The organism is Kitasatospora sp. NPDC098663 (assembly GCF_044760075.1).
In the GTDB taxonomy this organism is placed as follows: domain Bacteria; phylum Actinomycetota; class Actinomycetes; order Streptomycetales; family Streptomycetaceae; genus Kitasatospora.
The window spans coordinates 1-14,566 of record NZ_JBIWAP010000003.1 but is presented as its reverse complement, the minus strand read 5'-3'; the positions used below and the strand labels follow the sequence as shown (position 1 = coordinate 14,566).

Annotated in this window: 16 protein-coding genes; 12 read left to right on the top strand and 4 right to left on the bottom strand. The window is 73.0% G+C overall.

Annotated features, from left to right (window positions below; genetic code table 11):
- Nucleotides 1-26: 26 nt before the first annotated feature.
- Both ACIQVZ_RS03775 and ACIQVZ_RS03770 read left to right on the top strand, forming a co-directional pair.
- On the top strand, nucleotides 27-932 hold the full coding sequence (locus ACIQVZ_RS03775; RefSeq protein ID WP_402446927.1) for an ABC transporter substrate-binding protein: 906 nt from the start codon (nucleotides 27-29) through the stop codon (nucleotides 930-932).
- A 3-nt stretch (nucleotides 933-935) separates the two neighbouring features.
- Entirely contained in the window at nucleotides 936-2,009 is a 1,074-nt protein-coding gene (locus ACIQVZ_RS03770; RefSeq protein ID WP_402446924.1) for an LLM class flavin-dependent oxidoreductase, read from the top strand.
- 123 nt (nucleotides 2,010-2,132) lie between these two features.
- On the opposite strand, the gene ACIQVZ_RS03765 is transcribed toward ACIQVZ_RS03770, so the two are convergent.
- Complete coding sequence (locus tag ACIQVZ_RS03765) at nucleotides 2,133-3,122, bottom strand: aldo/keto reductase (protein ID WP_350875283.1); 990 nt, start codon at nucleotides 3,120-3,122, stop codon at nucleotides 2,133-2,135.
- 404 nt (nucleotides 3,123-3,526) lie between these two features.
- On the opposite strand from ACIQVZ_RS03765, the gene ACIQVZ_RS03760 reads away from it, so the two are divergent.
- The 7 genes from ACIQVZ_RS03760 (at nucleotide 3,527) to ACIQVZ_RS03730 (ending at nucleotide 8,651) form a co-directional block, all read left to right on the top strand.
- Nucleotides 3,527-4,546, top strand: a complete 1,020-nt coding sequence (locus ACIQVZ_RS03760; protein ID WP_402446921.1) for an LLM class flavin-dependent oxidoreductase — start codon at nucleotides 3,527-3,529, stop codon at nucleotides 4,544-4,546.
- Nucleotides 4,547-4,756: 210 nt separating this feature from the next.
- A complete protein-coding gene (locus tag ACIQVZ_RS03755) occupies nucleotides 4,757-5,323 on the top strand; it encodes a TetR/AcrR family transcriptional regulator (protein ID WP_402446919.1) in 567 nt (188 codons plus the stop codon).
- A gap of 106 nt (nucleotides 5,324-5,429) precedes the next feature.
- Nucleotides 5,430-6,056, top strand: coding sequence for a DUF4865 family protein (locus ACIQVZ_RS03750; RefSeq protein WP_402446916.1), 627 nt, complete (start codon nucleotides 5,430-5,432; stop codon nucleotides 6,054-6,056).
- 17 nt (nucleotides 6,057-6,073) lie between these two features.
- Entirely contained in the window at nucleotides 6,074-6,598 is a 525-nt protein-coding gene (locus ACIQVZ_RS03745; protein WP_402446913.1) for a carboxymuconolactone decarboxylase family protein, read from the top strand.
- Complete coding sequence (locus ACIQVZ_RS03740; protein WP_402446911.1) at nucleotides 6,595-7,551, top strand: phosphotriesterase; 957 nt, start codon at nucleotides 6,595-6,597, stop codon at nucleotides 7,549-7,551. Before ACIQVZ_RS03745 ends, ACIQVZ_RS03740 begins: the two co-directional genes overlap by 4 nt.
- A 97-nt stretch (nucleotides 7,552-7,648) precedes the next feature.
- Nucleotides 7,649-8,155: a GNAT family N-acetyltransferase gene (locus ACIQVZ_RS03735; protein WP_402446908.1), complete on the top strand. Its 507-nt coding sequence runs from the start codon at nucleotides 7,649-7,651 to the stop codon at nucleotides 8,153-8,155.
- 172 nt (nucleotides 8,156-8,327) lie between these two features.
- Nucleotides 8,328-8,651, top strand: coding sequence for a TetR-like C-terminal domain-containing protein (locus tag ACIQVZ_RS03730; protein WP_402446905.1), 324 nt, complete (start codon nucleotides 8,328-8,330; stop codon nucleotides 8,649-8,651).
- A 143-nt stretch (nucleotides 8,652-8,794) separates the two neighbouring features.
- On the opposite strand, the gene ACIQVZ_RS03725 is transcribed toward ACIQVZ_RS03730, so the two are convergent.
- Nucleotides 8,795-9,559, bottom strand: a complete 765-nt coding sequence (locus tag ACIQVZ_RS03725) for an SDR family NAD(P)-dependent oxidoreductase (RefSeq protein WP_402446903.1) — start codon at nucleotides 9,557-9,559, stop codon at nucleotides 8,795-8,797.
- A 138-nt stretch (nucleotides 9,560-9,697) separates the two neighbouring features.
- Between ACIQVZ_RS03725 and ACIQVZ_RS03720 the strand changes: the two genes are divergently transcribed.
- Together ACIQVZ_RS03720 and ACIQVZ_RS03715 are read left to right on the top strand one after the other, a co-directional pair.
- On the top strand, nucleotides 9,698-10,318 hold the full coding sequence (locus ACIQVZ_RS03720) for a TetR family transcriptional regulator (RefSeq protein WP_402446900.1): 621 nt from the start codon (nucleotides 9,698-9,700) through the stop codon (nucleotides 10,316-10,318).
- Nucleotides 10,319-10,536: 218 nt separating this feature from the next.
- Nucleotides 10,537-11,679 (top strand): alpha/beta hydrolase-fold protein, encoded by a 1,143-nt coding sequence (locus tag ACIQVZ_RS03715; RefSeq protein WP_350875305.1) that lies wholly within the window; start codon nucleotides 10,537-10,539, stop codon nucleotides 11,677-11,679.
- 141 nt (nucleotides 11,680-11,820) lie between these two features.
- On the opposite strand, the gene ACIQVZ_RS03710 is transcribed toward ACIQVZ_RS03715, so the two are convergent.
- Nucleotides 11,821-12,150, bottom strand: a complete 330-nt coding sequence (locus tag ACIQVZ_RS03710) for a MoaF-related domain-containing protein (protein WP_063349998.1) — start codon at nucleotides 12,148-12,150, stop codon at nucleotides 11,821-11,823.
- A 209-nt stretch (nucleotides 12,151-12,359) separates the two neighbouring features.
- On the opposite strand from ACIQVZ_RS03710, the gene ACIQVZ_RS03705 reads away from it, so the two are divergent.
- Nucleotides 12,360-13,697, top strand: a complete 1,338-nt coding sequence (locus tag ACIQVZ_RS03705) for an esterase/lipase family protein (protein ID WP_402446897.1) — start codon at nucleotides 12,360-12,362, stop codon at nucleotides 13,695-13,697.
- 202 nt (nucleotides 13,698-13,899) lie between these two features.
- Here the strand turns inward: ACIQVZ_RS03705 and ACIQVZ_RS03700 are convergent.
- On the bottom strand, nucleotides 13,900-14,566 hold a 667-nt coding region (locus ACIQVZ_RS03700; protein ID WP_402446895.1), incomplete at its 5' end, for an IS630 family transposase.

The window sequence follows — 14,566 nt, the reverse complement described above, 5'->3', positions numbered from 1 at the left end:
CAGCCCGCACCACCGGAGTTGAACAGATGACCGTGACCCTCGGCGTCCACGCCAGCAACCCCTCGCTCTACTACCTCGCCCGACTGCCCTACCTGGACGAGGAACTGGCCCCGCTCGGCGAGACCGGCGCCTTCCACCACTACGCCGACGGCACCCGCACCGGTGCGCTGCTCGCCGACGGAACCATCGACTTCGGCGGGACGGGCTCGACCCCGCCGGTCACCGCCCAGGCGGCCGGCCACGACCTGGTGTACGCGGCGGTCTCCGCACCCCGGCCCGACCACGGTGCCCTGCTGGTGCTGGACGGCGGCCCGGTCCAGACGGTGGCGGATCTCAAGGGCGGCACCGTCGTGCTGGGCATCGGATCCTGGCAGACTCATCTGCTCGCCAAGGCCCTGCACGCGCAGGGGCTTTCGTACGCCGAGGACGTCACCCCGGTGCGCCCGGCGGCCGGCGAGGACCAGGCCCAGCGGCTGCGCGACGGCGAGATCGCGGGGTGGATCGCCCAGGGCGCCGAACTGGCCGCCGCCCGCCGGAGCGGGGGCTTCCGGGAGCTGATCCGCACCGGCGACGTCATCACCGACCGCTCGGTGTTCTTCACCCGCCGGGACTTCGCGACCGAGCGCCCCGAGGTGGTCGCCGCGATCGCCGCCGCGCTGCGTCGGGCGGACGCCTGGGTGGCCGCCCACCCGGCCGAGGCGGCCGCGATCGCGGCGGAGCGGTTGGGCGGCTCGGCCGTCGACTGGCAGGCGGCGCTGGCCGCACTGCCGTGGCAACTGGAGCCCGCCACCGCCGGGTTCATCGCCGAGCAGCAGGAGGCCGCGGACATCTTCCACGGGGTCGGGTTCATCGACCGGGCGCTGACCGTCGCCGACGCCCATCTGCCCGCGCTGGAGGCCCCGGTGGCCGCCGCGCTCGCCAAGGCGGTCTGAACCATGGCCTCCGAAGTCCTCTGGTACATCATCCCGCGCGAGGGCCACTACCCGTGGGAGCCGGCCGGCCGTCGCCCGGTGGACCTCCGCTACCTGCAGCAACTGGCGGGAAGCGTCGAGCGGTTGGGCTACACCGGAGCCCTGCTCGCGACCGACCTCTACGACGTGTGGACGCTCGGCAGCGCGCTCGCGGCCGCCACCACCCCGGCGTTCAAGCCGCTGCTGGCCGTCCACCCGGGGCTGGTCTCGCCCACCCTGCTGGCGAAGATGGCGCTCAGCTTCGACCGGATGCACGGCGGCCGACTGCGGTTCAACGTGGTCAACGGCTCGACCGCGCAACTGCGCGAGTACGGGCTGGACGTCGAGCACGACGACCGCTACCGGCTGAGCGCCGAGTACTGGTCGATCGTCAGGCGCCTGACCGCCGGCGAAGTCTTCGACCACAAGGGCGAGTTCTACGAGCTGAAGAACGCGGGCGCGAGCCTGCGGGAGCTGGCGCCGGTCCAGCCCGGCGGCATCCCGCTCTGGTTCGGCGGCAGTTCGGCGGCCGGCATCGAGATGGCGGCCGAGCACGTGGACGTCTACCTGACCTGGGGCGAGCCGCCGCACCTGCTCAAGGAGAAGCTGGACCTGGTCCGGGCGCGGGCCGCCGCCCACGGCCGGACCCTGCGGATCGGGCTGCGGCTGCACCTGATCGTCCGCGACACCGAGGACGAGGCCTGGGCGGCCGCCGACCGCCTGCTCGACGTCACCAGCGAGGCCACGTACGCCCGCCAACTGGGCGGCGCCAAGGGGGAGGACGGGGTCGGCTGGCAGCGGCAGTTCCGCCAGCACGGCGGCAAGGTGCCCGCGCGGGCCCGGGAGCTGGAGGCCTACCCGAACCTCTGGCCGGGAATGAGCCTGTTCCGTCCCGGCCCCGGTACGGCGGTGGTCGGGTCGACGGCCCAGGTGGTCGAGCGGTTGCAGGAGTTCGAGTCGCTGGGCGTCGACACCTTCATCCTCTCCGGCAACCCGCTGCTGGAGGAGGCCCACCGGGTCGCAGAAACGGTACTGCCCGCCCTGGGCATCCGCCGCTGACTGCTGACTGCTGACTGCTGACTGCTGACTGCCGACAACTAACAGCTGACAGATGATGAAATCTGTCAGCTGTTAGTTGTTTGCCCGCTCCGGCGGCAGGCCCCGGCCCGCGCCCCTCCCCGCTCAGAGGCTGATTCGGTCGATCTCCGCCAGCTCCTCCGCGGTCAGCGGACCGCCCGCGAGCGCGTCGATGTTCTGGTCCAGCTGGGCGACGCTGCTCGCCCCGATGATCACCGAGACCACCCGCGGGTCCCGCAGGACCCAGCACAGCGCGAGCTGCGCCAGCGTCTGCCCGCGTCGCTCGGCGACCTTGTTGAGTGCCCGCAGCTGCTCCAGCTTCGGCCCGCTGAGCGCCTCCTCGGTCAGGAACCGCCCGACCGACATCCGCGAACCGGCCGGCACCTCACCCGACAGGTAGCGATCGGTCAGCAGTCCCTGGGCGAGCGGCGAGTAGGCGATGAGGCTGGTCCGGGTCTCGCCCACCGCGTCCAGCACACCCTCCTCCACGTACCGGTTGAGGATCGAGTACGCCGACTGGTTCAGCAGCACCGGCGTGCCCAGCTCGCGCAGGATCGCCACCGCCTCCCGGTGCTGCTCCGCCGGGTAGTTGGAGATCGCCGCGTACAGCGCCTTGCCCGAGCGCACCGCGCTGTCCAGCGCGCCCATCGTCTCCTCGAGCGGGGTGTCCGGGTCGTAGCGGTGGGAGTAGAAGACGTCGACGTAGTCCAGCCCCATCCGGCCCAGCGACTGGTCCAGGCTGGCCAGCAGGTACTTGCGGCTGCCGCCGTTGCCGTACGGGCCGGGCCACATGTCCCAGCCGGCCTTGCTGGCGATGAACAGCTCGTCCCGGTACGGGCGGAAGTCCTGGGCGAACAGGTAGCCGAAGTTGCGCTCGGCGCTGCCGTACGGCGGGCCGTAGTTGTTCGCGAGGTCGAAGTGGGTGATCCCCCGGTCGAAGGCGCGGCGCAGCACCGCCCGCTGGACCTCCAGCGGCTGGGCGTCACCGAAGTTGTGCCAGAGGCCGAGCGATACGGCCGGCAGCTGAACGCCGCTGCGGCCGGCCTTGCGGTAGGTCATCGAGGCATAGCGGTCATCCGCGGCGAGGTAGCTCATGCCGGACATCTTGCCAGTCGTCGCGGGCGGATCAAGCCCTTGCCCCGTTTCTGACCGGTGCTTATGCTCGCGGAGGATCGTACGCGTGCGAGGCGAAGGGGGAGTCGCGATGACCGTCCAGGCTGTGACCGCACCCGCGACCCCGACCCCGACCCCAACTGCGCCCGCAACTGTGACCGCGCCCGCGGCCGCCGCGCCCCGCTGTTGTCGCGGCCGCCGCTGCACCTCGCGCTGACGCCGCCCCAGAGCCGCTCTGCCGCGATCCCCACCCGGTGCCGCCCGCGTGAGCGCAGCCCGTACCGGGGCGTTCCGCACGGGCCGCCGCCCCTCCTCGGCAGCCGTGCCCGCGCCTCGGGTCCGGGCGTCGCGCCGAGGCCCCATCGAGCGCCCCCAAGGAGACCGCCGTGCGGTTCACCGTCTCGTCCCTCGTCGCCAACGGACCCGATCCCGTGACCGGCGTCCAGCGCACCCCGCAGGAGAAGCTTTGGAACGTCATCGACCAGGCGGTCGTGGCCGAGCAACTCGGTTACGACGGCTACGGCGTGGGGGAGCGGCACGGTGAACCGTTCCTCTCTCCGGCGCCGCCGGTGCTGCTCAGCGCGATAGCGGCCCGTACCTCCACCATCCGGCTGTTCACCACGGTGACGGTGCTGAGCATCCTGGATCCGGTCCGGGTCGCCGAGGACTACGCCCTGCTGGACCAGCTCTCCGGAGGCAGGGTCGAGTTGATCATCGGCAAGGGCAACGACCCGCGGCACTTCGACCTGTTCGGCCTGCCCGAGGAGCGCCAGTGGGACGCGCTCGCCGAGAACTACGGCCTGCTGCGCCGGCTCTGGCGCGAGGAGCGGGTGACCTGGGAGGGCTCGACCCGCCCGCCGCTCAAGGACGCGGCCGTCGCGCCGCGCCCGTTGCAGGACCCGATCCCGGTGTGGCACGGCAGCGCGACCAGCACCCAGTCCACCGACCTGGCGGCCCGCTACGGTGATCCGCTCTTCTCCGCCAACTCCTTCCACCCGCTGGCCAAGTACCGCTCGCTGGTGGAGCACTACCGCGAGCGCTGGGCGCACTACGGGCGCGATCCGAGGGAGGCCAGGGTGGGCGCGAGCTTCGGCGGGCTGTACGTCGCCAAGCGCTCGCAGGACGCGGTCGAGGGCTTCCGTCCGTACTGGGACGCGATGTTCGGTTCGGCGGCCGGCCGGCACAACAAGTCGCCGTTCACGTCGCTGGAGGACGCGTTGGAGCACGGTTCGGCCCTGGTCGGAAGCCCGCAGCAGGTGATCGAGAAGATCCACCGCTATCACGAGGCCTTCGGCAACGAGGTGGTCGGGATCGGAGTCGACGCCCTGACGGAAGGGGCGCAGCGGGAGCAGTTGGAGCTGTTCGCGGCCGAGGTGGCCCCGGTGGTCAGGCGCGAGCTTCCGTGAGCGCCCGCCCGATGTGACGCGCGCCACCGGCCGCGGTGGAGTGCCGCCGGTCGGGGCTGGGGAGGCGAGCGGGCGAGGGGCCGTGGCCGCCGGGGGGCGGCGCACGGCCCTCAGCCGTCCCCGGCGCGGACCGCGTCTGCCCGCCTCGCGTCCGCGTCGAGCCGGCCAATCTCTGGCCTTCTGTACCTACTGGTATGTACAGTGGTTCGCATGACCACCCAGGACCGCCTCATCGAGAGCACCCAGGCACTCCTCTGGGAGCGCGGCTACGTCGGCACCAGCCCCAAGGCCATCCAGCAGCACGCCGGCGTCGGCCAGGGCAGCATGTACCACCACTTCGCCGGCAAGCCCGACCTCGCCGCCGCCGCACTGCGCCGCAGTGCCGAGCAGCTGCGGGGAGTCGCTGCCGCCGACCTGTCCGCCCCCGGCAGCGCGTACGACCGCATCGCCGCCTACCTGCGCCGCGACCGCGACGTGCTGCGCGGCTGCCGGATCGGCCGGATGGCCCAGGACCCGGACGTCATCGCCGACCCCGAACTGCGCGCCCCCGTCGAGGAGACCTTCGACTGGCTGCGCGCCCGGATCGCCGAGTTGGTGGCCGAGGGCCAGGTGGCGGGCGAGCTCGCCCCCGGTGTCGACCCGACCGACACCGCCGCCGCCGTGGTCGCCGTCGTCCAGGGCGGCTACGTCCTGGCCCGCGCGGCCGGCCGGGCCGAGCCCTTCGAGCAGGCCGTACGCGGCGCCCTCGGCCTGCTCGCCGCCCAGCGCACCGCCTGACCCGCGCCGCGAACGGCTGAGCGGCCGCGCCACCGACTGACCGCGTGACCGCGTGACCGCGCGACCGAGCGATGTCCGCTCGACGATCCGACCGAGGAGACCCGCCGTGCACGCCATGCAGTACGAGATCACCCTCCCCGCCGACTACGACCTGGGGATCATCCGCAAGCGCGTCGCCGACAAGGGCCATCTGCTCGACGCGCACCCGGGCCTCGGGCTCAAGGCGTACCTGGTCCGCGAGCGGGGCCGCGACGGGTCGCCCGTCAACCAGTACGCGCCGTTCTACCTCTGGCGCACCGTCGAGGGCATGAACAGCTTCCTCTGGGGGCCGGGCTTCCGCGGCCTGAGCGCCGACTTCGGCCGACCGTCCGTCCGTCACTGGCTCGGCGCCGGTCTGGCCCACGGCGCCGTGCCGGACGCTCCGGCGACCTCGACCTCGACCTCGACCTCGACCGTGACCGTGGCCACGCCCGCGACCACGGCTACCCGCCACACCGTCAGGCTCCCCGAGTCCGACGATCCCGCCGAGGCGGTCGAGCGGGCCATCGCCGAGTTCCCCACGCACCCCGCCCTGCACACCGCCGCCGTCGCGGTGGATCCGAGCCGCTGGGAGCTGGTCCGCTTCGCCCTCTGGCGCGGCCCGGCGCCGGACGACGTGCCGGGCATCCGCTACCAGGTGCTGCACCTGTCCTGTCCCGAACTCGACCGGCTGCCCGGCGGCCGACACTGGTGAAAGGTTCCGCCACTCCCATGACCAGTCCCATGACCACCCCCGCGACCGCCCCCGCCGTCCCGGCCCCCGCCCCCGCCCAGATGACACCGGCCGACCTGACCCCCGCGCCGCTCGACCGCGAAGCCGGCTACGCCCTGCTCGCCGACCTCGCCGGCCCGGTCGCCGCCGCGACCCTCGGCGGTCTGGACGCTCTCGCGCCCGGCTTCCCCGACTGGATCGTCACCAGCCTCTTCGGCGGCACCTACCAGCGCCCCGGCCTCGCCCTGCGCGACCGGCAGGTGGCCAACCTGGCCGCGCTCACCGCCCTCGGCGGCGTGGAGCCGCAGCTCGCCGACCACGTCCGCAACAGTCTGCGGGTCGGCCTGACCAGGGAGGAGATCACCGAGGTCATCGTCCACCTCGCCCCCTACGTCGGCGTCCCCAAGGCCCTGGCCGGCCTGCGCGTCGCCACCGCAACCTTCGCCGAGGCGTCCGCGACCGAGCCGTCCCCGGCCGCCGCAGACCCCACCCCGGCAGGCTCGACCGAGACGGGCCGGGCATGACCCCCACGATCCGCACCGTCCTCGGCGACCTCGACCCCGCGGACCTCGGCGCCACCGACTCCCACGACCACCTCTTCATCCGCAGCCCCCTGCTCCCCGGCGAGGAACTGGACGACCCGGCCGCCGCCGAGGACGTCCTGCGCGCCTTCGCGGCGGCCGGCGGGCGGTCGTTCGTCCAGTGGACCCCGTACGGCATGGGTCGCGGAGCGGACTCCCTCGCGAAGCTCTCCCGTGCGACCGGAGTCCACGTCGTCGCCGCCACCGGCCTGCACCAGGCGGCCCACTACGACCCGGACGCGCTCCCCGCCCTGTACGACGGGCTGGCCGAACGCTTCACCGCCGAACTCACCACCGGGCTGACGGCCGAACCGGCCACCGAACTGCCTGGACTGCCCGGACCACCCGGATCGCCCGAGGCCGTCCGGGCGGGCCTGATCAAGATCGCCTGCGACCCCGGGACCACCACGGCGCACACCCACCGGGTGATGGCCGCGGCCGCCGACGCGCACCACTCCACCGGTGCCCCGATCGCCGTTCACCTCGAACCCCGAGCCGACCCGCACCTCGTCCTGAACCGGCTGCACGCTCGACACGGCGTACCGCCCCACCGGATCATCCTCGGCCACCTCACCCGGCTGCCGGACGTGCGGGTGCACCGCGAACTCGCCGCGAAAGGCGTCTACTTCGCGCTGGACAGCCCCTCCCGGGCCGGCCACCCGGCCGACCACCAGGCCTTCGACGTCATCGCCGACCTCGTCGAGGCCGGCCACGCCTCCCGGCTCCTCCTCGGCGCCGACACCACCACCCGCACCGCCCGTCGGGCCGGCGGCCCGACCGCTCTGCTCAACGACCTCGTCCCACGGCTAGCCCGCACCTTCGGGCCCGAACTGCCCGGCCTCCTCCTCACCGCCAACCCGGCCGCCGCCTTCGCCACCAAGTGGCGCACGCCCTGAACCGTCCCTGCTCGGCCCGCCCCGGTCCCGACCCCGGCCGCGGGTCGACCCCGGGACTTCGGTGAAGGCCGGCCGCCCACGCCCTACCGTGACGGCCATGGTGACCCTGCGCATCCTCACGACCGACGACTGGCCGCTCTGGCGCGACCTCCGCCTCGCCGCCCTCTCCGACGCGCCGCACGCCTTCAAGGCCCGCCTGGTGGACTGGCACCACGGCGGCGAGGAACAGTGGCGCGCCCGGTTGCACCTTCCGGGCGCCCACCACGTCGCGGCGCTGCTGGACGGTCCGGACGGTCCGGCCACGACTCCCGTCGGCCTGGCGGACGGCCTCCCCGGAGCCGACGGCGTACGGGAGTTGCGCTCGGTGTGGGTCAGTCCGAAGGCGCGCGGCAGGGGCGTCGCCGACCGCCTGCTGGAGGAGGTCGAGCGCTGGGCCCGTGCATCCGGTGGCAGCACGCTGCGCCTCGCGGTGATCCCCGGCAACGAACCCGCGATCGCGCTCTACCGCCGGCATGGCTTCACCGCGCTCGCACTCGCCGAGCCTGGCGGGCCGCTCGCCGACGGGGTCGCCCGGGAGCTCGTGATGGCGAAGCCGCTGCGCTGACGGCTGCGGCTGACGGCCGGGCGGCTACCCGCCGATCCACCCCGCCACCCGCTCGACGGCCGCGAACGCACCGAAGGCGAGCAGCCGCGTCAGTTCCCCGTCGTCGGCCGCGGGCCGAACGGCGCGCCAGGCGGCCACGTCGGCCTCCGTGAGCCGGTACGGCGCGAGGGCGGTGAGCAGGGCGAGCTGGGCGGCCGGACCGTCCGGCAGTGCCGTGCTCGCCGTCCTGCTGTCGGACGCGGTGCGGGTCCCGGCGATGGCCGAGGTGCGGGCGCGGATCTTCGACGACCGGCTGCGGCGGGCCGAACCGGTGGTCCGTCGAGCCGTCGAACGCGGGCAGCTGCCACCCGGCACCGACCCGGCGGAGGTCATCAAGAACCTCGCCGCGCCGCTGTACTTCCGGGTCCTGATCACGGCCGAGCGGGTGGACGGCGTCGCCGCCGACCGTGCCGCCACCGCCGTTCTCGCCGCGGCCCGCAACGGCGGCCTCGCCTGACCCGGGCGGCCGTCGCGAGCCCGACGGTCGTCACGAGCCCGACGGTCGTCACGAGCCCGGCCCCGCCGTCCGCGACGCGATGGCGGGGCCCGCGTCACCGGGGGAGTGGCCGGGGCCCCGCCGTCGTGCGGCCGTCCGGCGGCTCACATGTGAGTGCCGCCGTCGATGCGGAGCTCGGTGCCGGTGACGAACGCGCCGTCGTCGGAGGCCAGCATCGCGATCACCCCGGCCACTGTTTCCGGACCCGCGAAGCCCTGGCCGAGGGCCGGGGCGAGCTTGGCGAGCAGGCTGAGGTCGGCGTCGGCGGGCAGTCCCGGGTTGTGGGTCATGCCACTGTCGATGCTGCCCGGTGCGACGCAGACCGCACGCAGTCCCTGCTTCGCGTACTCGGAGGCGATGGCGTGGGTGAAGGACTGGATGCCGCCCTTGGTCGCGGCGTACGCGGCCATGTAGGGGTGGGCGAAGCTCGCCGAGGTGGAGCTGAAGTTGACCACCACGCCCCTGCCGCCCGCGAGCAGCGCGGGGAGCGCCTCGCGGGTCATCAGGAAGGTGCCGGTCAGGTTGACCGCGAGGAGCTTGTTCCAGAACTCCAGGCTGGTCTCGTGGGTGTGCGAGGAGCGGAGGATGCCGGCCGCGTTGACCAGGGCGTCCAGCCCGCCGAGATCCGTGATCGCCGCCGCGACGCCGGTGACGACGGCCGCCTCGTCCGAGATGTCCAGGACCTGGACGGCCAGGCGGTCCGCGGTGCCGTCGGCGGTCGCGCGGTCCAGGGTCGCCTTCAGGCCGTCCTCGTCGACGTCGACGGCGACGACCTTCCCTCCCTCGGCGAGGACACGGTGCACGGTCGCCTGGCCGATGCCAGAGCCGCCGCCGGTGATCAGGACGTTCCGTCCGCTGAAGCGCTCCATGGTGGTACTCCGTTCGTTCGCGGCCTCTCGGCCTCAAGAGGCACGGTACGCCTTTGTGGCATGACGTGCCAATAAGTCCTCCAAGTGTCACTCCGGCGCACCGCGCCACAGTGGCATCGGCCCGCGTACGCTGACCCTGTGACCGGACGCCCCACCCTGAATCAGCGCCGCCGCGACGCCACCCGGCTGGACATCGCCCGCACCGCCGCCGCGCTCTTCGCCGAGCGCGGGGCCGAGGCGACCACCGCCGAGGAGATCGCCCTCGCGGCGGGCATCTCGCTGCGCACCTTCTATCGGTACTTCTCCGTCAAGGAGGACGCCGTCGCGCCACTGCTGGCGGCCGGTGGGCGCCACTGGGTCGACCAACTCGCCGAGGCCCCGGCCGAGCTGCCGCTGCGCGAGGCGCTGGAGCGCTCGGCGGTCGCCTCGCTGACCCCGCCCGACGCTGAGGCGGTCGAGGCGATGGAGTGGACGCGAAGCCTGCTGCGCGACCCGCGCCTCGACGGGACGTGGCAGCGCGTCCACGCCGACTCCGAGGAGCGGTTGCGGACGGTCCTCGCGGCGCGCTGCCCGGAGGACGCCGACCCGCTGGAGATCCGACTGGCCGCCGCTGCGGCGACGGCCGCGATCCGGGTCGCGCTGGAGGAATGGGCCGCCTCGGACGCGCCGACGGCCGGCCCGGGCTCCCCGCAGGAGCTCGGCGCGCGCTGCATGCGCGAACTCACGGCGGGGCTGCGGCTCTACGGGCGGGAGGGCTGAGCCCGTCCGGCCGCGAACAGTCGACAGATAACAGATGACAGATTTCGTTATCTGTTATCTGTTATCTGTTATCTGTCGGCTGTCATCTGTCACCCGTTCCTCCTCTCCGGCCCCGTTAGGGTGGGTGATCGCGTGCCCCGGCGGGGGAACCGGGGTGACCACCTCGGATGTCCTGGACGGAGGGGGCGGGGAGTTCGAGGCGTGGGAGCAAGTAGGACATGGGTCTGACGAGCCACAAGGTGTTGGCGCTGGCCGTATTGATCGCCGTCGTGATGACGGCCGGCACGGTCTGGCTGTGGCCAAGACTCGCCAAGCAGACCTGGCAGGCGGTGCTCGGCCGGATCGGCGCCCTGCTCGCCACCCAGCTCGCGGTGCTGGCTGCGCTCGGCCTGGTGGCGAACAACTACTTCGCCTTCTACAGCAGTTGGGACGACCTGCTGGGCACCGGTGACACCGGCCCGGTGGTGATCCACAACAAGGCGGACGCGTCCGGTCGGCTGCTGGTGGAGACGATCGGCCACGCCTCCGTCAAGGGCGGCGGCGCGATGGGCCGCGAGCCCAGCCAGTCGGGCGAGATCCGCAAGGTGAGGATCGACGGCGCGGCCAGCCGCCTGTCCACCGAGGGGTACGTCTTCCTGCCGCCGCAGTACTTCCAACCGGAGTACGCGCAGCGGCAGTTCCCGGCGGTGATCGTCAGCACCGGCTTTCCCGGGATCGCCGAGAACCTGATCACCCGGTTCAACTACCCGGGCGCAGCGCTCAAGTTGCTCCAGGACGGCAAGATGCAGCCGACCGTCATGGTGCTGATGCGCCCCTCGCCGGCCCTGCCGCAGGACACCGAGTGCGAGGACATCCCGGGCGGCGCGCAGTCCGACACGTACTTCACCAAGGACGTGCCCTCAGCGATCCAGGCGAGCTTCCGGGTCTCCTCCGACCCGCAGGCCTGGGCCTTCATGGGCAACTCGACCGGTGGCTACTGCGCCCTCAAGCTGGCCATGCGCCACCCGGACGTCTTCCCGACCGCCGTCGCGCTCTCCGCCTACTACGACGCCGCCGACGACCCGACCACGGGGGACCTGTTCGGTGGCAGCAAGCAGCGTCGCGACGAGGCCAACCTGATGTGGCGGTTGAAGAACCTGCCGCAGCCCAAGGTGTCCGTGCTGCTGGCCGGCACCAAGAAGGGCGACGGCGACTACCGGCGCGACACCGAGGCCTTCGTCGACGCCGTGCAGTCCCCGATGAAGGCCTCCTACAGCATGTTGGAGAACGGCGGCCACAACTTCGAGACCTGGAGCGCGCTGCTGCCGTCCTCGCTGGAGTGGCTGTCCCAGCACCTCAAGGTCCCGAACCAGACCGCCTGAGCAGGTTGCCCGAGCGAGTCGTCTGAGTGGCCGGCCTGAGTAGACCGCCTGAGTAGACCGTCCGAGCAGGCAGTCTGCTCAGACGGCCTGAGCAAGCCGACGGACAGCGACGGACAGCGAGGGGCGCGGGAGCGGCGAGGCTCAGGCCACCCGCTCCAGCGTCCCGGTGTGCAGCTCGCCGACCCGGCCGCCCTCGCCCTCGTACGTCCAGAAGGCGCGTACCGTCAGCCGGCCGAGGTCCATCACGTGGCTGACGGTGATCCCGCTCTCCTCGGTCCAGCTGATGAAGTAGATCTCCGGCGCCACCTCGGCGACGTGCAGCCGCACGTCCTCCCACTGGCCCGCCGACTCGCCGAGGCCCTCCCAGCGCAGCCGCCTGCCGTCGGCCGAGTAGGTGTTGCGGAAGGCCGCGCCGTTGTCGGCCCGGAAGAGGTAGGTGCGGCCGGCGAAGGCGGGCAGGGGCGCGGTCATGGTGGGGCGGTACCTCGTTCCTGTGGGGCCGTGCACGGCGGTCTTGTGCACCGCGGAAGATGTCGGACCTCCAATTTATCCGACCCGGTGAGCCGGGCGGGCGCACCCGTGGACGGTGCGCCACGGCACCGGCCGCCACCGCGCGGGCCTGCGGGGTGTGCGACCGGCACCTGGGCGCCCGCCGACGGCCGGTCCTACCGTCCACCCCCATGAGACGCACCCCCACGCCCGTGCGGCACACCCCCACCGCCGTCGGACGCACCCCCACGACGCTGTCCGCCCTCCTGCTCACCCTCGCCGCGCTGCTCCTGGGCACCCCTACTCCCGCCCAGGCCACCGCCGCCCGGACCGCCACCGTCCGGACCACCGTCCCGGCGGCCACCGCCCCGCTCACCCTCGAAGCCGCCTTCCCCGCCCCCGGCAACGGCTGGGCCAGGGTCGAGCGCTACCTCGACACCACCCCCGGCTTCCGCACCGAGCAGTACCCGGCCGACGGCCGCGGCGACCAGGACGGCGCCCGCCGGACGTACTTCGGCGGCACCGGCCAGCCCTCCTCCAGCCGCTTCCTGCTGTACTCGGCGACCGGCTGGGACACCGGCAGCCGGCCGACCCCCGTGCTGCTGGTCCACGGCGCCAACGACAACGCCGACCGCGCCTGGGCCAACCCGGGGGAGAGCGGCACCTGCGGTGCCTCCGCCTGTCCGTCCACCGGCCTCGCCCAGTACCTCGCCGGCACCGGCCACCGGGTGTTCGCCATCGGCTTCGCCCACAAGCAGGGCGACAACCTGCTCCAGGCGCAGGCCGTCGGCGATGCCGTCGCGCTGATCCGGGCCCGCCTCGGCGTCCCCCAGGTGGACGTGGTGGCCTGGAGCAAGGGCGAGGTCGCCGCCCGGGCGTACGTGTCCTCGGTGCGCCCGTCCTGGGGGCGGGCCTACGCGGGCGACGTGCGCCGCCTGATCACCCTCGGGGGCCCGAACGGCGGGCTCGACTACGTGTACGCGCACGGCTGGTCGTTCGACCTCGTGAGCTGGCCGGCCTGCGGCGGCACCGCCAACGCGCCGTCCCCGCACCTCTACATGACCTGCTACGGCACGTACACGGCGCAGCCCTGCCTCGGCGTGCTGCCCACCGGCGGCTACGACTGCTACCCGGGCCAGCGCCAGCTGCTCGCCCGCTGGGACGGCCGGTACGGGGTGGACGGCACCGCCCAGGACTGGTGGACCACCTACTACGGCGGCCAGGGCTTCTACACCTCCGGCCAGGGCATCCAGGCGGCGATCGACGCCGGTTCGCTGATCGCGCCGCTGCAACAGGCAGGCGTCCCGGCGCCGGTGCGCACCTACCTGCTCGCGGGCGGATCCACCGACATCCCGGGCGTGCTCAACGAGAACCGGGGGCCCAGCGACGGCATCGTGTTCACCGCGAGCGCCCTGGACACCACCGGCATCGCGACGATCGGCGGCACCCGGCTGCTCACCGGCCTCAACCACCTGGAACTCGCCTGGGCGCCGGAGGCCGAGAGCCAGGTCGACAGCTGGCTCGCTTGACCCGTGGACCCGTGGACCCGTGGCCCGTCGATTCGTCGATTCGTCGTTCGGCAGCCCGACGGCTCCGCTGATCCGTCCCAACTGATCCACCACGCAGCGTCGTTGATCGACACCACTGTGACCTGTGCGACAACCGGCCCGGGCAGGTTGTCCGTTCACGCACGGCCTGTCTAGTGCTGCTCCGCGCAAGTTCGTGGAGGGGTCAGGCCCATTCCTTGAGTGGAGTGCCCTGGTAGGTCCAGTGGAACGGGCGGGCATGTTCGTTGCGGTGGATCATCCAGGCGTCCATTTTCTCGATCAGATCGTCCCGGCTGGTGAAGTCGCCGTGCCGCAGGACGGCGCGGGTCAGCGCGGAGAAGACGAGTTCGACCTGGTTGAGCCAGGAGGCGTGCGGCGGGGTCCAGCAAACGTGCCAGCGCGGGTGGGCGGCGAGCCAGGCCTTGGTGTGCTTGGCGGTGTGGGAGGAGCCGTTGTCGAGGACCACGTGGATGTCCTTGTCGCGGGGCATGAGCCGGTCGAGCCGGCCCAGGAAGGCGGTGAAGGTCGCGGCGTCGTTGCGCCGGATGGTCTCGGTCAGGGTCTGCCCGGTGGTGACGTCGAGCGCGGCGACGATCGAGGCGGTGCCGTGGCGGCGGTACTCGAACTCGCGGCGGGCGGCCCGGCCCGGTCTGGCGGGCTGGGAGGGGTGGCGGCGCTCGCGGGCCTGGATCGCGGTCTTCTCGTCGATCGACAGCACGATCGCCCCTGCGGGCGGGTTGCGGTACAACGCGCAGATGTCCCTGACGCGTTCCCAGAAGTCGGGGGTGTCGCGGCGGGTGAGCCAGCCGCGGACCTTGTGCGGTTTCAGATCCAAGTCGGCCAGGATCCGG

Coding starts and splice junctions, on each gene's coding strand:
- ACIQVZ_RS03775 (WP_402446927.1), top strand. CDS start 27: ATGACCGTGACCCTCGGCGTCCACGCCAGCAACCCCTCGCTCTACTAC.
- ACIQVZ_RS03770 (WP_402446924.1), top strand. CDS start 936: ATGGCCTCCGAAGTCCTCTGGTACATCATCCCGCGCGAGGGCCACTAC.
- ACIQVZ_RS03765 (WP_350875283.1), bottom strand. CDS start 3,122: ATGAGCTACCTCGCCGCGGATGACCGCTATGCCTCGATGACCTACCGC.
- ACIQVZ_RS03755 (WP_402446919.1), top strand. CDS start 4,757: ATGACCACCCAGGACCGCCTCATCGAGAGCACCCAGGCACTCCTCTGG.
- ACIQVZ_RS03745 (WP_402446913.1), top strand. CDS start 6,074: ATGACCAGTCCCATGACCACCCCCGCGACCGCCCCCGCCGTCCCGGCC.
- ACIQVZ_RS03740 (WP_402446911.1), top strand. CDS start 6,595: ATGACCCCCACGATCCGCACCGTCCTCGGCGACCTCGACCCCGCGGAC.
- ACIQVZ_RS03735 (WP_402446908.1), top strand. CDS start 7,649: ATGGTGACCCTGCGCATCCTCACGACCGACGACTGGCCGCTCTGGCGC.
- ACIQVZ_RS03725 (WP_402446903.1), bottom strand. CDS start 9,559: ATGGAGCGCTTCAGCGGACGGAACGTCCTGATCACCGGCGGCGGCTCT.
- ACIQVZ_RS03715 (WP_350875305.1), top strand. CDS start 10,537: ATGGGTCTGACGAGCCACAAGGTGTTGGCGCTGGCCGTATTGATCGCC.
- ACIQVZ_RS03710 (WP_063349998.1), bottom strand. CDS start 12,150: ATGACCGCGCCCCTGCCCGCCTTCGCCGGCCGCACCTACCTCTTCCGG.
- ACIQVZ_RS03705 (WP_402446897.1), top strand. CDS start 12,360: ATGAGACGCACCCCCACGCCCGTGCGGCACACCCCCACCGCCGTCGGA.